The sequence below is a fragment of the Provencibacterium massiliense genome, assembly GCF_900169495.1.
Taxonomy (GTDB): domain Bacteria; phylum Bacillota; class Clostridia; order Oscillospirales; family Ruminococcaceae; genus Harryflintia; species Harryflintia acetispora.
The window spans coordinates 1,412,501-1,431,374 of sequence record NZ_FWCH01000012.1; the positions used below are offsets into that span (position 1 = coordinate 1,412,501).

Below are 18,874 nucleotides of genomic sequence, written 5' to 3' on the forward strand. Positions count from 1 at the left end.
GCTACTGACTTCGGGTGTTACCGGCTCTCATGGTGTGACGGGCGGTGTGTACAAGGCCCGGGAACGTATTCACCGCGGCATGCTGATCCGCGATTACTAGCAATTCCGACTTCATACAGGCGGGTTGCAGCCTGCAATCCGAACTGAGACACTTTTTGGGGGTTTGCTCCACCTCGCGGTCTTGCTTCCCTCTGTTAAGTGCCATTGTAGTACGTGTGTAGCCCAGGTCATAAGGGGCATGATGATTTGACGTCATCCCCACCTTCCTCCGTTTTGTCAACGGCAGTCTCATTAGAGTGCTCTTGCGTAGCAACTAATAATAAGGGTTGCGCTCGTTGCGGGACTTAACCCAACATCTCACGACACGAGCTGACGACAACCATGCACCACCTGTCTATGCGTCCCGAAGGACTTCCCGTATCTCTACGGTATGCGCACGATGTCAAGACCTGGTAAGGTTCTTCGCGTTGCTTCGAATTAAACCACATACTCCACTGCTTGTGCGGGCCCCCGTCAATTCCTTTGAGTTTCAGTCTTGCGACCGTACTCCCCAGGTGGATTACTTATTGTGTTAACTCCGGCACGGAAGGGGTCAGTCCCCCCACACCTAGTAATCATCGTTTACGGCGTGGACTACCAGGGTATCTAATCCTGTTTGCTACCCACGCTTTCGAGCCTCAGCGTCAGTTAGAGCCCAGCAGGCCGCCTTCGCCACTGGTGTTCCTCCTAATATCTACGCATTTCACCGCTACACTAGGAATTCCGCCTGCCTCTACTCCACTCAAGAAATGCAGTTTTGAACGCGATTATCAGTTGAGCCGATAGTTTAAACATTCAACTTGCATTCCCGCCTACGCTCCCTTTACACCCAGTAATTCCGGACAACGCTTGCCACCTACGTATTACCGCGGCTGCTGGCACGTAGTTAGCCGTGGCTTCCTCCTCAGGTACCGTCATTGATTTCGTCCCTGAAGACAGAGGTTTACAATCCGAAAACCGTCTTCCCTCACGCGGCGTCGCTGCATCAGGGTTTCCCCCATTGTGCAATATCCCCCACTGCTGCCTCCCGTAGGAGTCTGGGCCGTGTCTCAGTCCCAATGTGGCCGATCAACCTCTCAGTCCGGCTACTGATCGTCGCCTTGGTGGGCCGTTACCCCGCCAACTAGCTAATCAGCCGCGAGCCCATCTTTGTGCGATAAAATCTTTGGTCAAAAAACCATGCGGTTCCTTGACGTTATGCGGTATTAGCGTCCGTTTCCAGACGTTATTCCCCTCACAAAGGCAGGTTGCTCACGTGTTACTCACCCGTCCGCCACTAAAAAATGCAAAGCAAGCTCAGCATTTCTCCGTTCGACTTGCATGTGTTAGGCGCGCCGCCAGCGTTCGTCCTGAGCCAGGATCAAACTCTTTAGAAATGGTATATATATCGCCCTTAGGCGCTACATATCTCTTTCAAAAGCTTAATTCGCTCTTGGTGCGTCCTTTCGGACGCTTTACGCTAGCACTGCGTGTGCCTCCCGGAACATGCGCTGGAATTCCTTGCGGAATTCCCATGTCCCAAAAGTCCCACGCACTACTTTGAATTACTCATTAGAATTTCAAAGGTTCGCTTTTTCATGTTGTTCAATTTTCAAGGTCCTATAGCGTCGGGCATTGCCCGACGCATCCTAAGAACGCTTCGCGTTCTTTTCCGCTTCAAGCAATTTCCTTCGCATTTTGAAAAGCCGTTCTCGGAGCTCTGCTCCTCCCGTCAAGCACTTCGTGCTTGCCAACACGCCTTTTCTTTGGTGCCGGGCTGCGCCCGACGCATTTCCCAAGGGCTTTAACAAACCCTGCCTCCCGAGGGAGGTAAGTTTTATTATATCACCCCGCTGCCTTTCTTGTCAACCCTTTCCTTTCACCCTTTCGGGCTCAAGATCACGGCCTCCCGCCGGACAGCTTATTTATATTAGCACAGGGTTGTCCGGTTTGTCAAGTATATTTTCCCTTGTTTTTCAAGAAAATTTTACTTTAATTTACGCCGGAAACACATTACCTGCTTCCCGGCGTAAATCAAAGCTATTCCTGTCGCAATCAGTCGGCGTGCGACGTATCCTTAAAGAGCAGGGAGATCACCCAGATTCCCGCCAGCGCCACCAGGGTATAGATGATCCGGCTGAGAACCGCCGCCTGTCCGCCGAACATCCAGGCGACCAGGTCGAACTGGAAGATCCCGATGGCGCCCCAGTTGAGCGCTCCGATGATGACCAGAATCAATGCAATTTTATCAAGCATACTGTAAAACTTCCTTTCCCAATTGCTTTTCGCTAGTAGTATGGTCCAGTTGTTTCCATTTATTCAGACGTGCTGCTGCGCGGGAGAATAGATTTCCTGAATCTGTCCGAGCGCGGTTTTGGACAGCGAAAAAATTTCAAACTGCTCGTTCGAGTTCCCGGTGATGGGGATCGAGATGGCCGCCTCCCCCCGCAGCTGTGCCAGAAAGCGGGCGGCGGGCTTTATACGGGTGTAATCCATCGCGGAAAAGTCGGTCTGGACCATATTGACGATCCGCTCAAAGAGCGCGTCGCTTTCCTCGGTCAGAATCAGCTCCCCATGCTGGTTGATCAACGAGCATGCTAGCTCCCCCATCACCCGGGCGCGCCCGAGCTCCCCATCGGGATAGCCGCCATAGGTCATTACCTCATAGAAGAGGCTGCCCGAAAGCTGCTGGTTTCCCGCCTCCAGGGTGGTGCCCACGTTCCCGCCGCTGAGCGTCAGGGGGGCATTCAGCCGGTAGCGCACCCCGCCGAGCAGGTCGATAAGGTCGATGACGTTCTGCTTATTCATCTTAATATACCGGTCGATCTGTACCCCAAGGTCGTCCGCCAGCTCGCCCGACACCCGCTTGACCCCGGCATATTCATAGAGGTTGTCGATTGATAGGGTGTTGTTATTGATTTCCAGCAGCGTCCGCCCGGGCAGGGCGAGCACCGGAATCTGCCCGCGCACCGGATCAAAACGGATCAGCAGGAAGCTGTCCTCCTCTTCGGGGGAGGCGCGCTCGATCACGACCAGGAGGTTGAGCGCATCCTCGTTCGAGGGCAGATAGGCGCCCTGATACTCATTCGTGTCCAAATCCCGGTGCATCTGAGGCGGCACGAAGAGGACGACCAGCATGGCCGCCACCGCCAGCACCAGAAAGCCGGCTGCGAAGGACAGCAGGAAGTAACGCACCGTCAATCTTTTTTGATTCATCCGCCCCGCTCCTTTTGATCCGAATAAGAATAGCATGGTCCGCCCAAAACGAAAAAATACAGCTTTTTGCCTTTGGCGCTCAGACAAATCCTGTTAAAACCTTGCGCGGCGGCGGTATTCTATGCTAAACTTGTGTTTGTTCGACGATTCATATGTTTAAGGAGGGAGTTCCTTTATGATACAACTCAAAGAAGGCGGCGCCTTCATCAAAAACGGCGCCGAAATCCTGGATGATGGCCAGTGCGCGGGGCTGGACAGCCGGCAGCTGCGGCAGAACACCATCGCCTATTCGATTTTAAAAAGCCACAACACCGCAGAGGACATGCAGAACCTGAAGCTCAAGTTTGACGCGATGGCCTCCCACGACATCACCTATGTCGGGATCATCCAGACCGCCCGGGCCAGCGGGCTGCGCGAGTTCCCGCTGGAGTACGTGCTGACCAACTGCCACAACAGCCTGTGCGCGGTGGGCGGCACCATCAACGAGGACGACCACCTCTTCGGCCTTAGTGCCGCGCGCAAATACGGCGGAATTTATGTCCCGGCCCATCAGGCGGTCATCCACCAGTACATGCGGGAGATGGAGGCCGGCTGCGGGCGGATGATTTTGGGCTCGGACAGCCACACCCGCTACGGGGCGCTGGGCACCATGGCCATCGGCGAGGGCGGGCCGGAGCTGGTCAAGCAGCTGCTCGGGCGCACCTACGACATCGCCCTGCCGCAGGTGGTGGCAGTTTACCTCACAGGGGCCCCCCGGCCGGGGGTCGGGCCGCAGGACGTGGCGCTGGCCATCATCGGGGCGGTCTTCAAAAACGGTTATGTCAAAAACAAGGTCATGGAGTTCATCGGGGACGGGATCCAGAACCTCGGGATGGAATACCGCAACGGGATCGACGTAATGACCACCGAGACCACCTGCCTCTCCTCGGTCTGGATGACCGACGAAAGGACGCGCGAATATTTAAAGGAACACGGGCGCGAAGAAATGTACCGTCCCCTCTCTCCAAACGGGATCGCCTACTATGACGGGCTGGTGACGGTGGACCTCTCGAAGGTCAAGCCGATGATCGCCCTGCCCTTCCACCCCTCGAACACCTATACTATTGAGGAGCTTTGCGCCAACCTCTCGGACATCCTCCACGAGGTCGAGCTCACCGCCAAGCGGCAGCTCGGGAACCCGGACCTCCGGTTTTCGCTGCAGGACAAGATCCGCGGCGGGCGGCTGGTGGTGGACCAGGGGGTCATCGCCGGGTGCGCGGGCGGAACCTTCGACAACATCTGCTGCGCGCGGGACATCCTGCGCGGACATTCGATCGGCAGCGGGGAGTTTTCGCTGAGCGTCTACCCCTCCAGCCAGCCGACCTTCCTCTCGCTGGTGGAAAACGGCGCGATCGCCGAGTTGATGACCAGCGGCGCGACGGTGCGCAGCGCCTTCTGCGGGCCCTGCTTCGGCGCCGGGGACGTGCCCGCCAACGGCGCGCTGAGCGTGCGCCATTCGACGCGCAACTTCCCCAACCGCGAGGGCTCCAAGCCGGGGGAGGGACAGATTTCCTCGGTCGCGCTGATGGACGCGCGCTCGATCGCGGCCACTGCCCGCAGTGGCGGCGTACTCACCGCGGCCGATACGCTGGACATTGATTATCAAAGTCCAGCATACAAGTTTAACGGCGAGGTTTACAAAAACCGCTGCTACTACGGCTTCGGCAAGGCGCGCCCCGAAGAGGAGCTGCGCTTTGGGCCGAACATCACCGACTGGCCCCACATGCCCGCCCTGACCGAGCATCTGCTGCTGAAGGTCGCCTCCTTCATCACCGACCCGGTCACCACCACCGACGAGCTGATCCCCTCGGGCGAAACCTCGTCCTACCGCTCGAACCCCGAGCGTCTGAGCGAATTCGCCCTCTCGCGCAAGGACCCCGCCTATGTGGGCGAGGCCAAGGAGGTGCGCGCTTTCGAGCGGCTGCGCGAGGAGGGGCAGGACCCCTTTACCAGCGGGCTGCAGGGACTGCTCGAAGAGATCAAAAAGCTCGACAGTGGAGTGGACAGCAAGAAAATCGGGATCGGTTCGCTGGTCTACGCCGTCAAGCCGGGCGACGGCTCGGCGCGCGAGCAGGCGGCCTCCTGCCAGAAGGTGCTCGGCGGCTGGGCGAACATCGCGCAGGAATATGCCACCAAGCGCTACCGCTCCAACCTGATCAACTGGGGCATGCTTCCCCTGCTGCTCGAGGGCGAGCCAAAGTTCGGGCGCTGCGACTGGATTTATATCCCCAATGTGCGCACGGCGGTTGAAAAGCGCCTGGAAACCATCGAGGGCTACGTCTTGGCGGACGGAGATGCGGTTCCTCTCAAGCTGTCTCTGGGCAGCCTGACCGACGACGAACGCCAGATCATCCTGGACGGATGCCTGATCAATTATTATAAGAACCACTGACCCGGCGGTGGGAGCGCCGCCTGAAACCATATGCCGGCCTCCACGCCGGCGTACCAAGTATCTTTCGGTCTAAAGTTGCGCCAGCAACTTAGATGCCGACGTTTACGTCGGCGTAGAACAGTCTTTCGGTCTAAAATAATTGCGTCAGCAATTATTTAGATGCCGGTGGGTAACCACCGGCGTAGGCAGAGTAGGCGGCCAAGCGTAAAGTGTCCCGCGGACGGGGAGTTGCCGCGGGAACGAAAAGCGAATAGCTTGCGGTTTGGCTGCCGCATCCCGCTGTTAGTGAAAGGTGTTAGAACGGGACGCGGCGCGTCCTCGACGATGCCTCAATCTAAATACGGGAACGGCCTGCCTTTTACCAGCGTAAAGGCAGGCTTTTCATTTTTGAAGGAGGTATCGTCACCATGCTGGAATCCATCCGACTCTCGTACCGTTCCCTGCGCGAGGCGCGCACCCTGACCACCATGTCCATCCTGATCGCCCTCGGGCTGCTGCTCGGGCTCGTCACCCTGGTGCCCAACGAATTCCTCAAAATCGGCCTGGGCTTCACCGTCACCTCGGCGATGGGCTTCCTCTTCGGGCCGGTGCCCGCCTGCCTGGGGGCCGGGGCGATCGATGTGCTGCGCTTTTTCCTGCGCCCCACCGGCCCCTATTTCTTCGGCTTCACCTTCAACGCCCTGCTCACCGGCACCATCTACGGGCTGCTGCTCTACCATAGACGCCCCACCTTCTGGCGCTGCCTGCTGACCAAGGGGGTGGTCTCGCTGACGGTCAACGTCATCCTCTCCACCCTCTGGCTGGCGGTGCTTTACGGACAGGCGATCAACGTGCTGCTGCCGGTACGGCTCATAAAAAACGCCGTCGCCCTGCCGGTGGAGGCGGCGATCATGTTCTTCATCTTAAAGACCATGGAGCGGGTGCGGCAGGTGCAGCGAAAATAACCGGTCTATAAAAAGTGCCCCGGGTCGACGACCCGGGGCACTTTTTCTGCTTTCACCGCTTTTGCCGTGGTTATACCCGCTTCCACCGGCAAAGCCTCTGCGCTAGCAGGTCCACACCGAGGAAGAGCAGCGCGCCGACCAAAGAGATCAGCACGATCCCGCCGTACATCCCGAGATAATCGATCCGCGACCAGCAGTCCAGGATGTAGTAGCCGATCCCCCGGTCGGTCCCGTAGCCTTCGACCAGGAAGAGCAGTGCCAGCGCGGTGCCCACCCCCAGGCGCAGGCTGGTCAGCAGCGCCGGGAGCAGCGCGGGCAGGGTGATCTGCCAGAAGCTCTGCCACCGGCTCGCCCCGGCGCTGCGCGCCAGGGCGTAGAGGGCGGGGTCGGTCTCCTTTGCGGCATCCCGGGCCGCCACCGTCACCGGGAAAACCACGCTGAAAAAGATGATCATCACCTTCGAGCCGTCCCCGAGCCCCAGCAGCAGCATGGCCACCGGCAGCAGCGCGCTCTTGGGCACCGGATAGGCAAAATAGAGGACCGGGTCGAGCGCGCGCCCGAGCGCTGGCAGGCGGGCCATCGCGATCCCCGTCAGCCCGCCTGCCAGCAGCGCCAGCGAAACGCCCATCCCCACCCGCCAGAGGCTGAAGAGGATATGCCCGCCGGCGCCGCAAAGCGTCTGCGGCAGGGCGCGGTAGACCGCGATGGGCCCGGGCAGCGCGCGGGTGCGGAGTGCCGCCGCCAGCAGCAGCCAGAGCAGGTTGCAGCAGAGAAACCCCAAAAGGAATTGCAGCGTCTTTTTCATCCCGCCGCCTCCCCCGCGCGGGCGGCGCGCAGCTCCTCCCCGATCTTCGCCGCCAGCACCCGGCGGCGAAGGTCATCCGCCCCCGCCTCCGGGTTTTCGTGCAGGGCCAGAAAACGTCCGCCCGGGCCCATTACGGCGATCCGGCGCGCGAAGCAGAGCGCCTCTTCGATCTGGTGGGTGGCGAGGACCAGGGTGGCGCCGCTCTCCTGCCAAAGGCTGTGGCAGAGTGTGCGGGCCTCTGCCGCTGTACCGATGTCCAGGGCCGAAAAGGGCTCGTCGAGCAGCAGCAGCCTCGGCCGCATCAGCAGCGCGCGCGCCAGGGCCACCCGCTGCGCCTGTCCTCCGCTGAGCTCGGGCGGATACCGCCTGAGCAGCGCCGTAAGTCCCAGCCGCGCTGCCAGGGAATCCAGGGCCGCAGCGTCTTCGCCTCCCCGCAGCCGCGCCGCGAAGAGGCAGTTTTCCCGCACCGTTTTCCAGGGCAGCAGCCCGTACCCCTGCGGCACCAGTCCGATCGGGACCTTCTTCGGGGTCAGCGGCTCCCCGTCAAAACGCAGCTCCCCGTGCTCGGGGGTGAGCACCCCGCACAGGAGATGGAGCAGGGTGGTCTTCCCGCAGCCCGAGGGGCCCAGCAGCGCCAGCGATCCGCCGTCCGGCAGGGTAAACGAGAGGTCCTCGATCACCGGCGGGTCGCTGGGGCGGTAGCGGGCTTTCAGCGCCTGTACGCTGAGCATCAGCGCGGGGAGCCCAGCAGCGCATCCGGGCTGAGGTCCCCGCTGCATAGGCCCCGCTCCGCCGCCCAGCCGATGGCGCGCTGCAAATCCTCCCGGGACGGCAGCGCGCTCGGGCGGTAATGCGGCAGCGTGGCGGGGACACCGGCCTCCTTCGGAAAACCCGCCGCCTCGAGCAGCGCCGGGTCGATCTCCCCGGCGGGCAGGGCATTGAGCTGCCCCGCCGCCTCGTCATACGCCTCGTAAAACCGGGTGATTTCCCCGCCCTTCTTTTCGAGCGCCGTCCCGGTGAAGGCCGAAACCGCCGGATAGAGGTGGGAGGTGTTGGCGCTGCCCAAAGCGGTTGCCCCCTCCTGCAAGGCCAAGGTGCTGAACGGCTCGGGCAGCAAGACGAGCTCCACCTTATTTTCCCGCAGCATCTGCAGCCGGTCGGGGATGCGCGGCACCAGCTCCTTTTTGAGATAGTCCGGCGGGTAGCCCTCCTCCCCGAGGATATATTCCAAAGCGTACTCGATCAGGGTGTTCTGCGAGATGGCCACCCTCTGCCCGGCCGCCCCGGCGAGGGAGCCGATCCCGCTGCCGGGGGCGGCCAGGAGCAGATAGTCCCCATCGGTCACGCCGGTGATGCGCACGTCCAGCCCGGCGTTTTGGTAAATGCAGACCCCGATGTAATCGGTGAACACCCCGTCGAGCTCCCCGGCCTGCAGCGCCGCGTCCCGGTCCTTGGCCGAGGAAAAGACCTGCATGTCCAGGGTGAAACCATGCGCCTGGTCCATCCCCTGCTCCTTCATTAGCGCCAGCGGCAGGATGTCCGCCGAGTACATCACCCCCAGGCGCAGGGCTTCCGCCTCCCTGCCGCCGCAGCCGCAAAGCAGCAGGAGCACCGACAGGAATAATAAAAAAATCCGTTTCATTCGCGTACTCCCTTCCAGTGTGGATAACATTCGTTCTTCAGCCCCAGGCAGTCGAGCACCTTCCCCGCCATGAAGCCGGTCAGCTCCCCGACCGTTTGCGGCCGGTGGTAAAAGCCGGGGCAGGCGGGCAGGATCACCGCCCCGGCCCGGCAGAGGGTCAACATATTTTGCAGGTGGACGGCGCTCAGCGGCGTTTCGCGGATCATCAGCACCAGCGGGCGGCGCTGCGCGAGGGAAACGTCCGCCGCCCGCGCGAGCAGGTCGTCCGCTACCCCTGCGGCAATCCGGCCGAGGGTGGAAACCGAGCAGGGCGCCACCGCCATGCCCGACACCGGGAAGGAGCCACTGGCGATAGGCGAAAAGAGGTCCCGGTCATCCTCGGTTTGCAGGTTTTCCCGCCCGCGGGCCCATTCATCGAAGCCGAGGCCGCACTCGTAGCGCAGCACCTGCTCCCCCATCCCGGTAAGCACGGCATGCACCCGCGCGCCGCGCGCAAGCAGGGCATCGATAAGCGCGAGCGCGTAGGCGCTCCCGCTCGCCCCGGTGATCCCGACAATATAACGTTCCATCGTCTCCTCCTTATAAATAGACGTCCAGCACCCCGCAAAAAAGCAGCAGCAGGCTGGTCAGCTGGCTGACATTATAGGAAGCGAGCTGCGCCTTGTCCCGCCGCTTTGGCGTGACCATCCGGTGCTGGAGCGCCATCAGCCCGGCGATCCCCGCAAACCCCATCCAGAAGAGAGGGCCCATGCGCGCCTCCAGCAGCCCGAACGCCAGAAGCGCCAGCAGCGCCAGAAGATGAAAGGCGGCGCTGATCTGCAAAGCGCGGCGCAGCCCGAAGCGCACCGGGATGGAATAAAGCCCGTGCGCAAGGTCGAACTCATAGTCCTGGGTGCCATAAAGGATGTCGAACCCGGCGGTCCACAGGCAGTTGGCCGCGCCCAGCAGCAAGGGGCGCAGCGCGAAACGCCCGGTCACCGCCAGCCACGCCCCCACCGGCGCGCAGGCGCAGGTGACCCCCAGCACGAGATGGCACAGCCAGGTGAAGCGCTTGGTGTAGGAGTAGCCGCTCATCAGCAGCAGCGCCAGCGGCGAGAGCAGCAGGCAGACGGGATTCAGCATCCCGGCGCTGAAAATCAACAGCAAAAAGCAGACCGCGCTCAGAGCCAGCGTCTCGCCGGATGTGACCTCCCCGCGCGGGATCTGGCGGCCCGCGGTGCGGGGGTTGCGCCCGTCGATTTGCGCGTCCACCGCCCGGTTGAGGGCGTTGGCCCCGGTGCGCGCCGACAAAAAGGCGAGCCCCGCCCAAAAGAGGGTGGCAAAGCGGGGCCGCCCGCCGCTCGCGCAGAGCAGCGAGAGCGCGGCGAAGGAGAGGGAAAAGACCGTGTGGCCGAACATGACGAGCGTGCCGTACCGCCGCGCCATCCCTTTAAAATCCATATTCCTTCCACCGGCGGGTAACCCGCCGGCGCACCTCCCCGTCCATTTCAATATCCGCAGGCCAGGGATGGTGGAGCCCTTCGTCCTCCCGTTTTCGGGTGGCGTCGAGCGCCGCGCCGCCCGCCTGCACGGCCAGGTCCCGCCCGGCATCGATGTTGTTATAGATCCTCCAGAGCACCTCGCCGAGGTCCCGCACGTCCACGTCCCGGTCCACCGCGACGGCGAGCTTGACCTTCCTATCGTCCAGCAGCCGCAGCGCAGCGCGCAGGCCCTGCCCTGCCTCCCGCTTATCCACCGCTGTGACCTCCATGCGCCCAAGGCGGGCGGGGCGCTGCGGCTTCGCCGTCGCGTCCACCCCCAGCCGGGTGCCGAAGAGCGCGGTGGGCGAGGAGTGGTCCAGCGCATCGAGCGTCCCCTTCGAGAAGGTAAGATCCCGCTCCGGCTCGACGTTTTGCAGGACGGCCTTCAGCACCGCCTGCCGGTCCGAGGGGTCGGTCCCCTCATCCACCGCGATCAGCAGCTTGGTGTAGCGCAGCTGCCCCATCCCCCAGACGGCGTTCATCACCGTCTGCGCCGCGCCGGGAAAGTCGTTTTTTACGCTGAGCACGGCGCAGCCGTGGAACACCCCCTCGAGCGGGAGGCAGAGGTCATGTAGCTGCGGGATAGCCTTGCGCAGGATGGGCAGGAAGAGGCGCTCGGTCGCCTTGGCCAGGTAGCAGTCCTCCATCGGCGGGCGGCCCACCACCGTGGCCGGGTAGACGGGGGTTTTCCGGCGGGTCAGGCAGGTCAGATGAAAGCGGGGGTAGAGCCCCTCCAGGGAATAGTAGCCGGTGTGGTCCCCGAAGGGGCCCTCCCGGCAGAGGGGTTCGAGCGGGTCCACATACCCCTCCAGCACAAACTGTGCGTCGCGCGGCACCCAAAGATCGCAGCTGCGGCAGCGGACAAGGGATACCGGGCGCCGGCGCAGAAATCCGGCGAGCAGCATTTCATCCACCCCCGGGGGCAGCGGCGCGGTGCAGGAATAAGTGATCGCCGGGTCGCACCCCAGCGCCACCGCCACCGGCATGCGCTTGCCCGCCTTCCGGTAGCTTTCAAAAATCTGCGAGCCGTCCTTGTGCTTGTGCCAGTGCATGGCGGTGGTGGCCCTGTCCAGCACCTGCATGCGGTACATCCCGGCGTTCTGCGTCCTGGCGCCCAGCTCTTTGGTGAAGACGACGGGCAGGGTCAAAAACCGCCCGCCGTCGAGCGGCCAGCATTTTAAGATGGGGAGCTCCCCAAGGTTTGGACTGTGCTCGATTACCTCCTGGCAGGGCGGGCGGCCGAGGGGGACGCGAACCGGCAGGCTGCGAAACATCCGCCAAAAGAACGGGATGCTCGAAAGGAGCCCCCGCAGCGTCGTGTAGCGCGACAGGTCGAGATACCCTTCCAGCTGCCGCTCGAGCGCGCCGAAGTCCTCCACCCCCAGGGCGAGGCTCATGCGCCCTTCGCTGCCCAGAGCGCCGATCAGCACCGGGAAGTCCGAGCCCTCGACACGCTCGAAGAGCAGGGCCGGGCCGCCCTGCTTGCCGACCCGGTCGGCGATCTCGGTAATCTCCAGGACGGGCGAGACTAGGGTCTTTACCCGCCGCAGCTCCCCGCGCGCCTCGAGCGCTTTTATGAAAGAATTCAGATCCCGCTTCGGCACGGCGCTCCCCCGTTTCAAACGTAATTTTGCGTGGACGACGTTCACGAGCATTAATTTTGGCGCAAACGGGGAAGACTATTCCATATATATCGCCGCGCGCAAAACTCTATGCCAGCGCGCGGCGTCTGCCGAGATAGGAGACTGAACGCATGAAACATGTGCTTATCCTGGGCGCCGGCTATGCCGGCGTTCTGACCGCCAAAAAACTTTGCCGCAAGCTGCGCGGGCGCGGGGACGTCGAGATTACGCTCATCGACCGCAACCCCTACCACACCATGCTCACCGAGCTGCACGAGGTCGCCGCCCACCGGGTGGAGGAGGACAGCATCCGCATGGACCTCTCCCGCATCTTCGCGGGCAGGCCGGTGCGCGTCGTGCTCGACGAGATCGCCGGGATCGACTTTGAACAAAAAATCGTCGCCGGCTCCAAGGGGGAATACCCCTACGACTACCTGGTGCTCGCCAGCGGCTCGCAGCCGACCTTTTTCGGGGTGCAGGGGGCAGAGGGCCACGCCTATACCCTCTGGTCCTACGACGACGCGGTTACCCTGCGCGAGCGGCTCGAGGACAGCTTTCGCCGCGCGGCGCGCGAGCGCGACCCCGCCGAACGCCGCCGGATCTTGACCTTCTATGTGGTCGGGGCGGGCTTCACCGGGGTGGAGATGGCGGGCGAGCTCGCAGAGGACGTCCCCTTCCTCTGTGAGCGCTACGGGCTCGAGCGCTCCCTCGTCTCGCTCTACGATGTGGATATCCTCGAGCGCACCGTGCCCATCCTGCCCGAGCGCCTTTCGGGGAAGGTGGAGCGCCGGCTGCAAAAGATGGGGGTCGAGGTGCTGCTCGGCACCGGGGTCCGGGAGATCGGCGAAGACTACATCGTCCTCGAGCGGGGCGGCGAGCAGGAGCGCCGCGAAGCGGGCACGGTGATCTGGACGGCGGGGATCGAGAGCTCCGCCCTCACGCACCAGGCGGGCGAAACCCTCAAAAATGCCCGGCGGGGCCGGATCGAAACGGACGCCTACCTGCGCGCGCCCGGGCATGAGGAGGTCTACATCGCCGGGGACAATATCCTGTACACCCCGCGCGGGTCGCAGGAGCCGGTGCCCCAGATGGTGGAAAACTGCGAGCAGAGCGCCGACACCATCGCCCACAACCTCGCTTGCGCGATCACCGGCAGCGGGGAGCCGGAGGAATACCGTCCGAAGTTCCATGGCGTGATGGTCAGCGTGGGCGGACGGTACGGGGTGGCCCACGTCGGGCTGCCGGGGCACCTGTTCGCCCTGCCCTCCTTTTTGGCGATGTTCGTCAAGCATTTCATCAACCTCGTCTACTTCGTGCAGGTGATGGGCTACAACAAGGTGATGAGCTACCTGCGGCACGAGTTTTTCACCATCCGCCGCTGCCGCAGCTTCCTGGGCGGGCATTTTTCCAACCGCACCCCCAGCTTCCTGCTCGTGCCCCTGCGTGTCTGGCTCGGGCTCTGCTGGCTCTATGAGGGGGTGATGAAGATCGTCGAGGGGTGGCTAAACTCCCCCAAGCTCACCGGCTTCTTCGGCGGGGCCAACGCCTTCTTTCAGGAAATCCTCTCCTCTGCCGGCGCGCGGAACGTCACCGCCGCGGTGGATGCGGTGGCCAGCGCCACCTCCTCCGCCGAGGAGACGCTTTCAAGCGGGGTGGCGCTCTTCAGCTACCGGATCCTCGGCTATTTCGACCTGACCCTGGTCAGCGGGAGCGAGGTGGCAAGCTCCACCCTGGCGGACTACGCCCTGAAATTCGACTTCCCGCTCATCAACTGGTTTGTGAGCACCCTCGTCCTCCCCTACGACGGGGTACAGCTCTTCATGCAGATTTTCATCGTGGTGGCGGAAATCCTCATCGGCCTCCTGCTCGTCTTTGGGCTGCTGACCTTCCCCGCCTCGGGGCTCTCGCTGGTGCTGCAGTTCATGTTCGTCTGCACCACCGGACTGTATCTGAGCACCTTCTGGATGATCTTCGCCGCAATTGCCGTCCTGATCGGCGGCGGGCGCACGCTGGGGCTCGACTACTACGCCATGCCCTGGCTCAAGGAGCGCTGGCAGCGGGTAAACTTCGTGAGAAAGTGGTATCTCTATCATGACTGAGCAAGCCTTCCCGGATTTTGAGCACGCCCTCGCCGGAGCCCAAAAGCGTCTAAATGACGCGCTGCTGAGCTCCCCCTCCCTGGTGCGGGAATACACCGCCCATCTGGCAATGTCGCCGGGCAAGCAGCTGCGCGCGCGCTGCCTGCTCGCCTGCGCGCAGCAGGAGGACGGGCGGGTGCCCGCCGGCGCCGCACCCCTGGCGGCGGGGGTCGAGCTTCTGCACCTGGCCACTCTGGTGCACGACGACGTGATGGACGACGCCGGCCTGCGCCGTGGCGCCCCCACCCTGCAGGCGCGGTACGGCAAGCGGGTGGCGGTCATCTGCGGGGACTGGCTGCTGGCGGCGGCGCTGCGCACCGCCGCCGCACTGAACGACCGGGAGCGCTTTCTCTCGCTGCGCCTGCCCGGGTACATCGGGCGCGTCTGCCTCGGGGAGCTGCGGCAGACCGTCGAAAACGGGAACCTCGGGCTCACGGCCCCGCAGTACCTGCGGATCATCGGCGGCAAGACGGCCGCCCTCTTCGCGGGCAGCTTCTACGCCGGGGCGCTGCTCTTTACCGACGAGCACGAGCTGCGGCAGCGCTACGCGCGGTTCGGCCGGTACCTGGGAATGCTGTTCCAGTTGGCTGACGACCTGGGGGACTTCACCCTCGATCAGGACCTTGCCAAGAAGCCGGTGCGCTCGGACTATGAGCAGGGGGTGATCACCCTGCCGCTGATCCACACACTGGCCAGAGACCCCGCGCTTTCGGCCCGCGCGCGGGAGGGGCGTATTCCCATGGACGAGCTGGCGGAACGGGTGCGCGCCGGGGGCGGGCTGGATTTTACCCGCGCGCTCTGCCGGCGGTATCACGACCGGGCGCTGCGCCTGCTCCCCGCCCTCCACGCGCCGAAGGAAAAAGAAGCGCGGCTATTGTCCCTGCTCGAGCGGGCGGGGCGGGCCGCACAGCCGTTTTAGGAAAAAGGAGACCGGTAAAAATGAAGCAAACCATCATACGAACACTGGGAATGTCCCTGGCGCTCTGCCTGCTTTTCGGCTGCACCTCCAACCTGCCCAAAGGGCATTCGCCGCTGAGCAGCAGCTCGCAAGGGAGCGCCCCGCAGGACGGCGCCACTGCGGCAGAGGGCGGGCTGCTGATCGGGATGGCCATCCAAAACTCCGTCGCCAGCTCGGCCCCCGCCACAGGCGGAGAACCCGGACTGGCGCAGGCCGACTCGAACGTTGTCGCCGTGCTGGTGGACGGCGAAGGCCGGATCGTGGACTGCAAAATCGACGCGGTGCAGAGCAAGATCGAATTCTCCGCGCAGGGCACGCTGCTTACCGACACGGCCGCCCAAATCGAGACCAAGACCGAGCTCGGGGAGCGCTACGGGATGAAAAAGGCCTCGGGGATCGGCAAGGAGTGGAGCGAGCAGGCCCAAGCACTCGCAGATTACGTGATCGGCAAGACGGCGGATGAAGTAAAGGGGATCGCCCTCACCGAGGAGGGCAGGCCCGCCGACGCCGAGCTCGCCGCCTCGGTCACCATCTCGGTCGGGGGCTGGCTGGATGCGGTGACCGAGGCCGTGGGGAACTCGAAGCCCCTCGGCGCCAAGGCCGGGGACAAGCTGGGGCTCGGGATCGTCACCGGGATCGCCAAATCCACCCCGGCCGGGGAGGAGGACGGCCTCGCGCAGGCCGACTCGACCTACGCCGCCGCCTCGTTCGACGACGAGGGCCGGATTACCAGCTGCCTCATCGACGGCTCGCAGAGCGCCGTGCGCTTTGACAAGGGCGGACAGATCCTCTCGGACCTTAACGCTCCGATTCCCACCAAGGACGAGCTGGGCGAGGAATACGGGATGAAAAAGGCCTCCGGGATCGTCAGGGAATGGAACGAGCAGGCGGCGGCCTTTGCCGCCTACGCCGCCGGGAAGAGCGCGGATGAGCTGAGCGGCATCGCCCTCACCGAGGAGGGCAGGCCCGCCGACGCCGAGCTCGCCGCCTCGGTCACCATCTCGGTCGGGGACTTTAACGTCTGTCTGCAAAAGGCATGGAAGCGCGCGCAGTAAAACAGGGGGGCCGGCTGGCCCCCCGTCTCTTTTCCTGCTGCCTTGCGCTTTCCCTCGCACTCGGCGGCTGCGGGGCGCGGGAGCAGCGCTTCCAGGCGCAGTTCCTCGGCCCCTTCGACACGGTGACCACCGTCGTGGGCTACACCAAGCAAAAGGAACGCTTCCAGGAGCAGGTGCAATTTCTCCACGACGAGCTGGAACAATACCACCGGCTCTACGACATCTACCACGACTATGAAGGGGTGGTAAACCTCAAAACCCTCAACGACCACGCCGGGCAGGGGCCGCTTTCGGTGGACCGGCGGATCATCGGCCTGCTGCGCTGCGCGAAAGAGATGGAGGCGCTCACCAGCGGCAAGGTCAACGTGGCGCTGGGGAGCGTGCTCTCCCTCTGGCACGGCTGCCGCGAGCAGGCGCTCTCCGATCCGCTTTCCGCCCGCCTGCCGGACGACAGGGCGCTGCGGGGAGCGGCGGGGCACTGCGACCTCTCGAAGGTAATGATCGACGAGGCGGCGGGGACGGTCGCAATCCTCGATCCCGGGCTGCGCCTGGACGTCGGCGCCATCGCCAAGGGCTACGCGCTCCGGGAGGTCTGCACGCAGCTGGAAGAGCAGGGGGCGGATCAGCTGCTGATAAGCCTTGGCGGCAACGTCTGCGCCATCGGCGGGATGGACCGCGCCCGGACGCCGTTTTCGGTCGGGCTGCTCGACCCGCAAAGCGGGGACGAGCAGCGCTACCTGCTCACCTTGGGGCTGCAAGATTGCACGGTCGCCACCAGCGGGGACTACCAGCGCTACTTCACGCTCGACGGGGTGCGCTATTGCCACATCATCGACCCGCAGACGCTCTATCCCGCACGCCACTGCCAATCGGTCAGCGTGCTGGCCGGGGATCCGGCGCTTTGCGACGCGCTCTCCACCGCCCTGTTCTGTCTTTCACCCGAAGAGGGCCTCGCCCTTATCGAATCCCTCCCCGGCGCCGAGGCGTTCTGGCTCCTGCCCGGCGGCGGCCGGCGGCAAAGCAGTGGCTTTTCGGCGGCAGTGCTGGAGGGGGAAATCCCCCTGTCCTGACGCGCCGCTTCGATCCTGCCCAAAGAATCCATTACATTCTTATTGAAAACGCCGATTGTATACAATCCTCCCCGCCCGTTATAATGAAGACAGCAAGCAATGCCGATAGAGTGAAAGGTGTGACAGAATATGACGCTACGCGAGGATGCAAACCGGATCGTTTCCGATGCGATCACGGCCGCCCTGCCCGACACGGCGGTGAAGAAGGCGCTCGAGGGCCGCTCCTTCGGCCCGGGCCGGCTGGTGCTGGTGGCCCTGGGCAAGGCCGGCTGGCAGATGGCCAGGAGCGCTTACGACCTGCTGGGCGAGCGAATCGAGGCGGGGGTGGTGGTCACCAAGTACCAGCACGCCAAGGGCCCGATCGGGAACTTTAAGATCGTCGAGGCCGGGCATCCGGTACCGGACGAGAACTCCTTCTCGGGGACCCGGGCGGCCATCGACCTGGTAAAGGGCCTCGGGGAGGACGACACGGTGCTCTTCCTGGTCTCGGGCGGCGGGTCCGCCCTGTTCGAGCAGCCGCTGATCTCCCCGGAGGAGCTGCAGGACCTGACCGGCCAGCTGCTGGCCTGCGGGGCGGACATCGTCGAGATGAACACCATCCGCAAGCGCTTCTCGGCCGTCAAGGGCGGGCGCTTTGCACAGATCTGCGCCCCGGCGAAGGTCTTCTCGATCGTGCTCTCGGACATCATCGGTGACCCGCTGGACATGATCGCCTCCGGCCCGGCCTATCCCGACAGCTCGACGAGTGGTCAGGCCCGGGAGATCGCCCGCAAATATAACCTCACCCTCACCCCCAAGATGGAGGAGCTGCTGCTCCAGGAGACCCCCAAGGAGCTGCACAACGTCGAGACGCACATCACCGGCAGCGTGCGCCAGCTCTGCCGCGCGGCCGCAAGGTGCTGCGAGGAGCTGGGGTATGAACCGCACATCCTCACCGCCAGCCTCTGCTGCGAGGCGAGGGAGGCGGGCAGCTTCCTCTCGTCCATCGCGCAGTACCACCAGGACTGCGACCACTCGCTGGCCTTCATCGCCGGCGGCGAGACGGTGGTCCACCTGACCGGCAAGGGTCTGGGCGGTCGCAACCAGGAGCTGGCCCTCGCGGGCGCCGTCGGGATCGCCGGTCTGCCCGCCACCGCGCTCTTCTCGGTCGGCTCGGATGGGACCGACGGCCCCACCGATGCGGCGGGCGGCTATGTGGACAACACCACCTTTGAAACACTGAAAGAGGCCGGGACCGACGTCTTCGAGGTGCTGCGCCAAAACGATTCCTACCACGCGCTCGAGCGCTGCGGCGGCCTGATCAGGACCGGCGCCACCGGCACCAACGTCAACGACGTGGCGGTGCTGCTGCTGCGCCGCTGAGTGGAAAAATCCGTGCTTTGAAACAGAAAAATCCTCCCGCTGCGGCGGGGGGATTTTTTTGTCGTCTGCGGGCGGTATTATTAACAATTTATT

At 63.6% G+C, this 18,874-nt stretch carries 15 protein-coding genes, 1 rRNA gene and 1 riboswitch (1 of these 17 only partly in view); of the genes, 7 read left to right on the forward strand and 9 right to left on the reverse strand.

Annotation, left to right across the window (positions count from 1 at the left end; all coding sequences use genetic code 11):
- The 3 genes from B5477_RS11850 to B5477_RS11860 all read right to left on the reverse strand — a co-directional run.
- Positions 1–1,415 (reverse strand): 16S ribosomal RNA (locus B5477_RS11850); it reaches 99 nt to the left of the window's first position.
- 658 nt (positions 1,416–2,073) lie between these two features.
- Entirely contained in the window at positions 2,074–2,274 is a 201-nt protein-coding gene (locus B5477_RS11855; RefSeq protein WP_079699877.1) for a DUF378 domain-containing protein, read from the reverse strand.
- A 63-nt stretch (positions 2,275–2,337) separates the two neighbouring features.
- A complete protein-coding gene (locus B5477_RS11860; RefSeq protein WP_159449029.1) occupies positions 2,338–3,234 on the reverse strand; it encodes an LCP family protein in 897 nt (298 codons plus the stop codon).
- 175 nt (positions 3,235–3,409) lie between these two features.
- Here B5477_RS11860 and B5477_RS11865 point away from each other — a divergent pair, with 175 nt between their 5' ends.
- Together B5477_RS11865 and B5477_RS11870 are read left to right on the forward strand one after the other, a co-directional pair.
- Positions 3,410–5,665: a hydratase gene (locus B5477_RS11865; protein WP_079699879.1), complete on the forward strand. Its 2,256-nt coding sequence runs from the start codon at positions 3,410–3,412 to the stop codon at positions 5,663–5,665.
- 184 nt (positions 5,666–5,849) lie between these two features.
- A riboswitch (THF riboswitch) is annotated at positions 5,850–5,949 on the forward strand.
- A gap of 123 nt (positions 5,950–6,072) precedes the next feature.
- A complete protein-coding gene (locus tag B5477_RS11870) occupies positions 6,073–6,609 on the forward strand; it encodes a folate family ECF transporter S component (RefSeq protein WP_079699880.1) in 537 nt (178 codons plus the stop codon).
- A 70-nt stretch (positions 6,610–6,679) separates the two neighbouring features.
- Here the strand turns inward: B5477_RS11870 and B5477_RS11875 are convergent, their stop codons facing one another.
- The 6 genes from B5477_RS11875 to B5477_RS11900 are packed head-to-tail and all read right to left on the reverse strand — an operon-like array spanning position 6,680 to position 12,180.
- Positions 6,680–7,414 (reverse strand): ABC transporter permease, encoded by a 735-nt coding sequence (locus B5477_RS11875; RefSeq protein WP_079699881.1) that lies wholly within the window; start codon positions 7,412–7,414, stop codon positions 6,680–6,682.
- Positions 7,411–8,193: an ATP-binding cassette domain-containing protein gene (locus B5477_RS11880; RefSeq protein ID WP_079699882.1), complete on the reverse strand. Its 783-nt coding sequence runs from the start codon at positions 8,191–8,193 to the stop codon at positions 7,411–7,413. Before B5477_RS11880 ends, B5477_RS11875 begins: the two co-directional genes overlap by 4 nt.
- Positions 8,145–9,056, reverse strand: a complete 912-nt coding sequence (locus B5477_RS11885) for an ABC transporter substrate-binding protein (RefSeq protein ID WP_159449030.1) — start codon at positions 9,054–9,056, stop codon at positions 8,145–8,147. The genes B5477_RS11880 and B5477_RS11885 overlap by 49 nt, the downstream gene beginning before the upstream one ends.
- Complete coding sequence (locus B5477_RS11890; protein WP_079699884.1) at positions 9,053–9,625, reverse strand: UbiX family flavin prenyltransferase; 573 nt, start codon at positions 9,623–9,625, stop codon at positions 9,053–9,055. The genes B5477_RS11885 and B5477_RS11890 overlap by 4 nt, the downstream gene beginning before the upstream one ends.
- 10 nt (positions 9,626–9,635) lie before the next feature.
- Entirely contained in the window at positions 9,636–10,496 is an 861-nt protein-coding gene (locus tag B5477_RS11895; RefSeq protein ID WP_079699885.1) for a 4-hydroxybenzoate octaprenyltransferase, read from the reverse strand.
- Complete coding sequence (locus B5477_RS11900; RefSeq protein WP_242942194.1) at positions 10,486–12,180, reverse strand: menaquinone biosynthesis decarboxylase; 1,695 nt, start codon at positions 12,178–12,180, stop codon at positions 10,486–10,488. Before B5477_RS11900 ends, B5477_RS11895 begins: the two co-directional genes overlap by 11 nt.
- Positions 12,181–12,329: 149 nt before the next feature.
- Here B5477_RS11900 and B5477_RS11905 point away from each other — a divergent pair, with 149 nt between their 5' ends.
- The 5 genes from B5477_RS11905 to B5477_RS11925 all read left to right on the forward strand — a co-directional run bounded on the left by B5477_RS11905 (position 12,330) and on the right by B5477_RS11925 (position 18,781).
- The gene (locus B5477_RS11905; protein WP_079699887.1) at positions 12,330–14,297 is read left to right on the forward strand and encodes an NAD(P)/FAD-dependent oxidoreductase; all 1,968 of its coding nucleotides are present in this window, start codon (positions 12,330–12,332) and stop codon (positions 14,295–14,297) included.
- The gene (locus B5477_RS11910; RefSeq protein ID WP_079699888.1) at positions 14,290–15,255 is read left to right on the forward strand and encodes a polyprenyl synthetase family protein; all 966 of its coding nucleotides are present in this window, start codon (positions 14,290–14,292) and stop codon (positions 15,253–15,255) included. The genes B5477_RS11905 and B5477_RS11910 overlap by 8 nt, the downstream gene beginning before the upstream one ends.
- A 20-nt stretch (positions 15,256–15,275) precedes the next feature.
- Positions 15,276–16,349: a hypothetical protein gene (locus tag B5477_RS11915; RefSeq protein WP_079699889.1), complete on the forward strand. Its 1,074-nt coding sequence runs from the start codon at positions 15,276–15,278 to the stop codon at positions 16,347–16,349.
- Positions 16,331–17,419, forward strand: a complete 1,089-nt coding sequence (locus B5477_RS11920) for an FAD:protein FMN transferase (protein ID WP_079699890.1) — start codon at positions 16,331–16,333, stop codon at positions 17,417–17,419. The genes B5477_RS11915 and B5477_RS11920 overlap by 19 nt, the downstream gene beginning before the upstream one ends.
- 129 nt (positions 17,420–17,548) lie before the next feature.
- Positions 17,549–18,781 carry a glycerate kinase type-2 family protein gene (locus B5477_RS11925; protein ID WP_079699891.1) on the forward strand — a complete coding sequence of 411 codons (1,233 nt, stop codon included), beginning with the start codon at positions 17,549–17,551 and terminating at the stop codon, positions 18,779–18,781.
- The last annotated feature ends 93 nt before the right edge of the window (positions 18,782–18,874 follow it).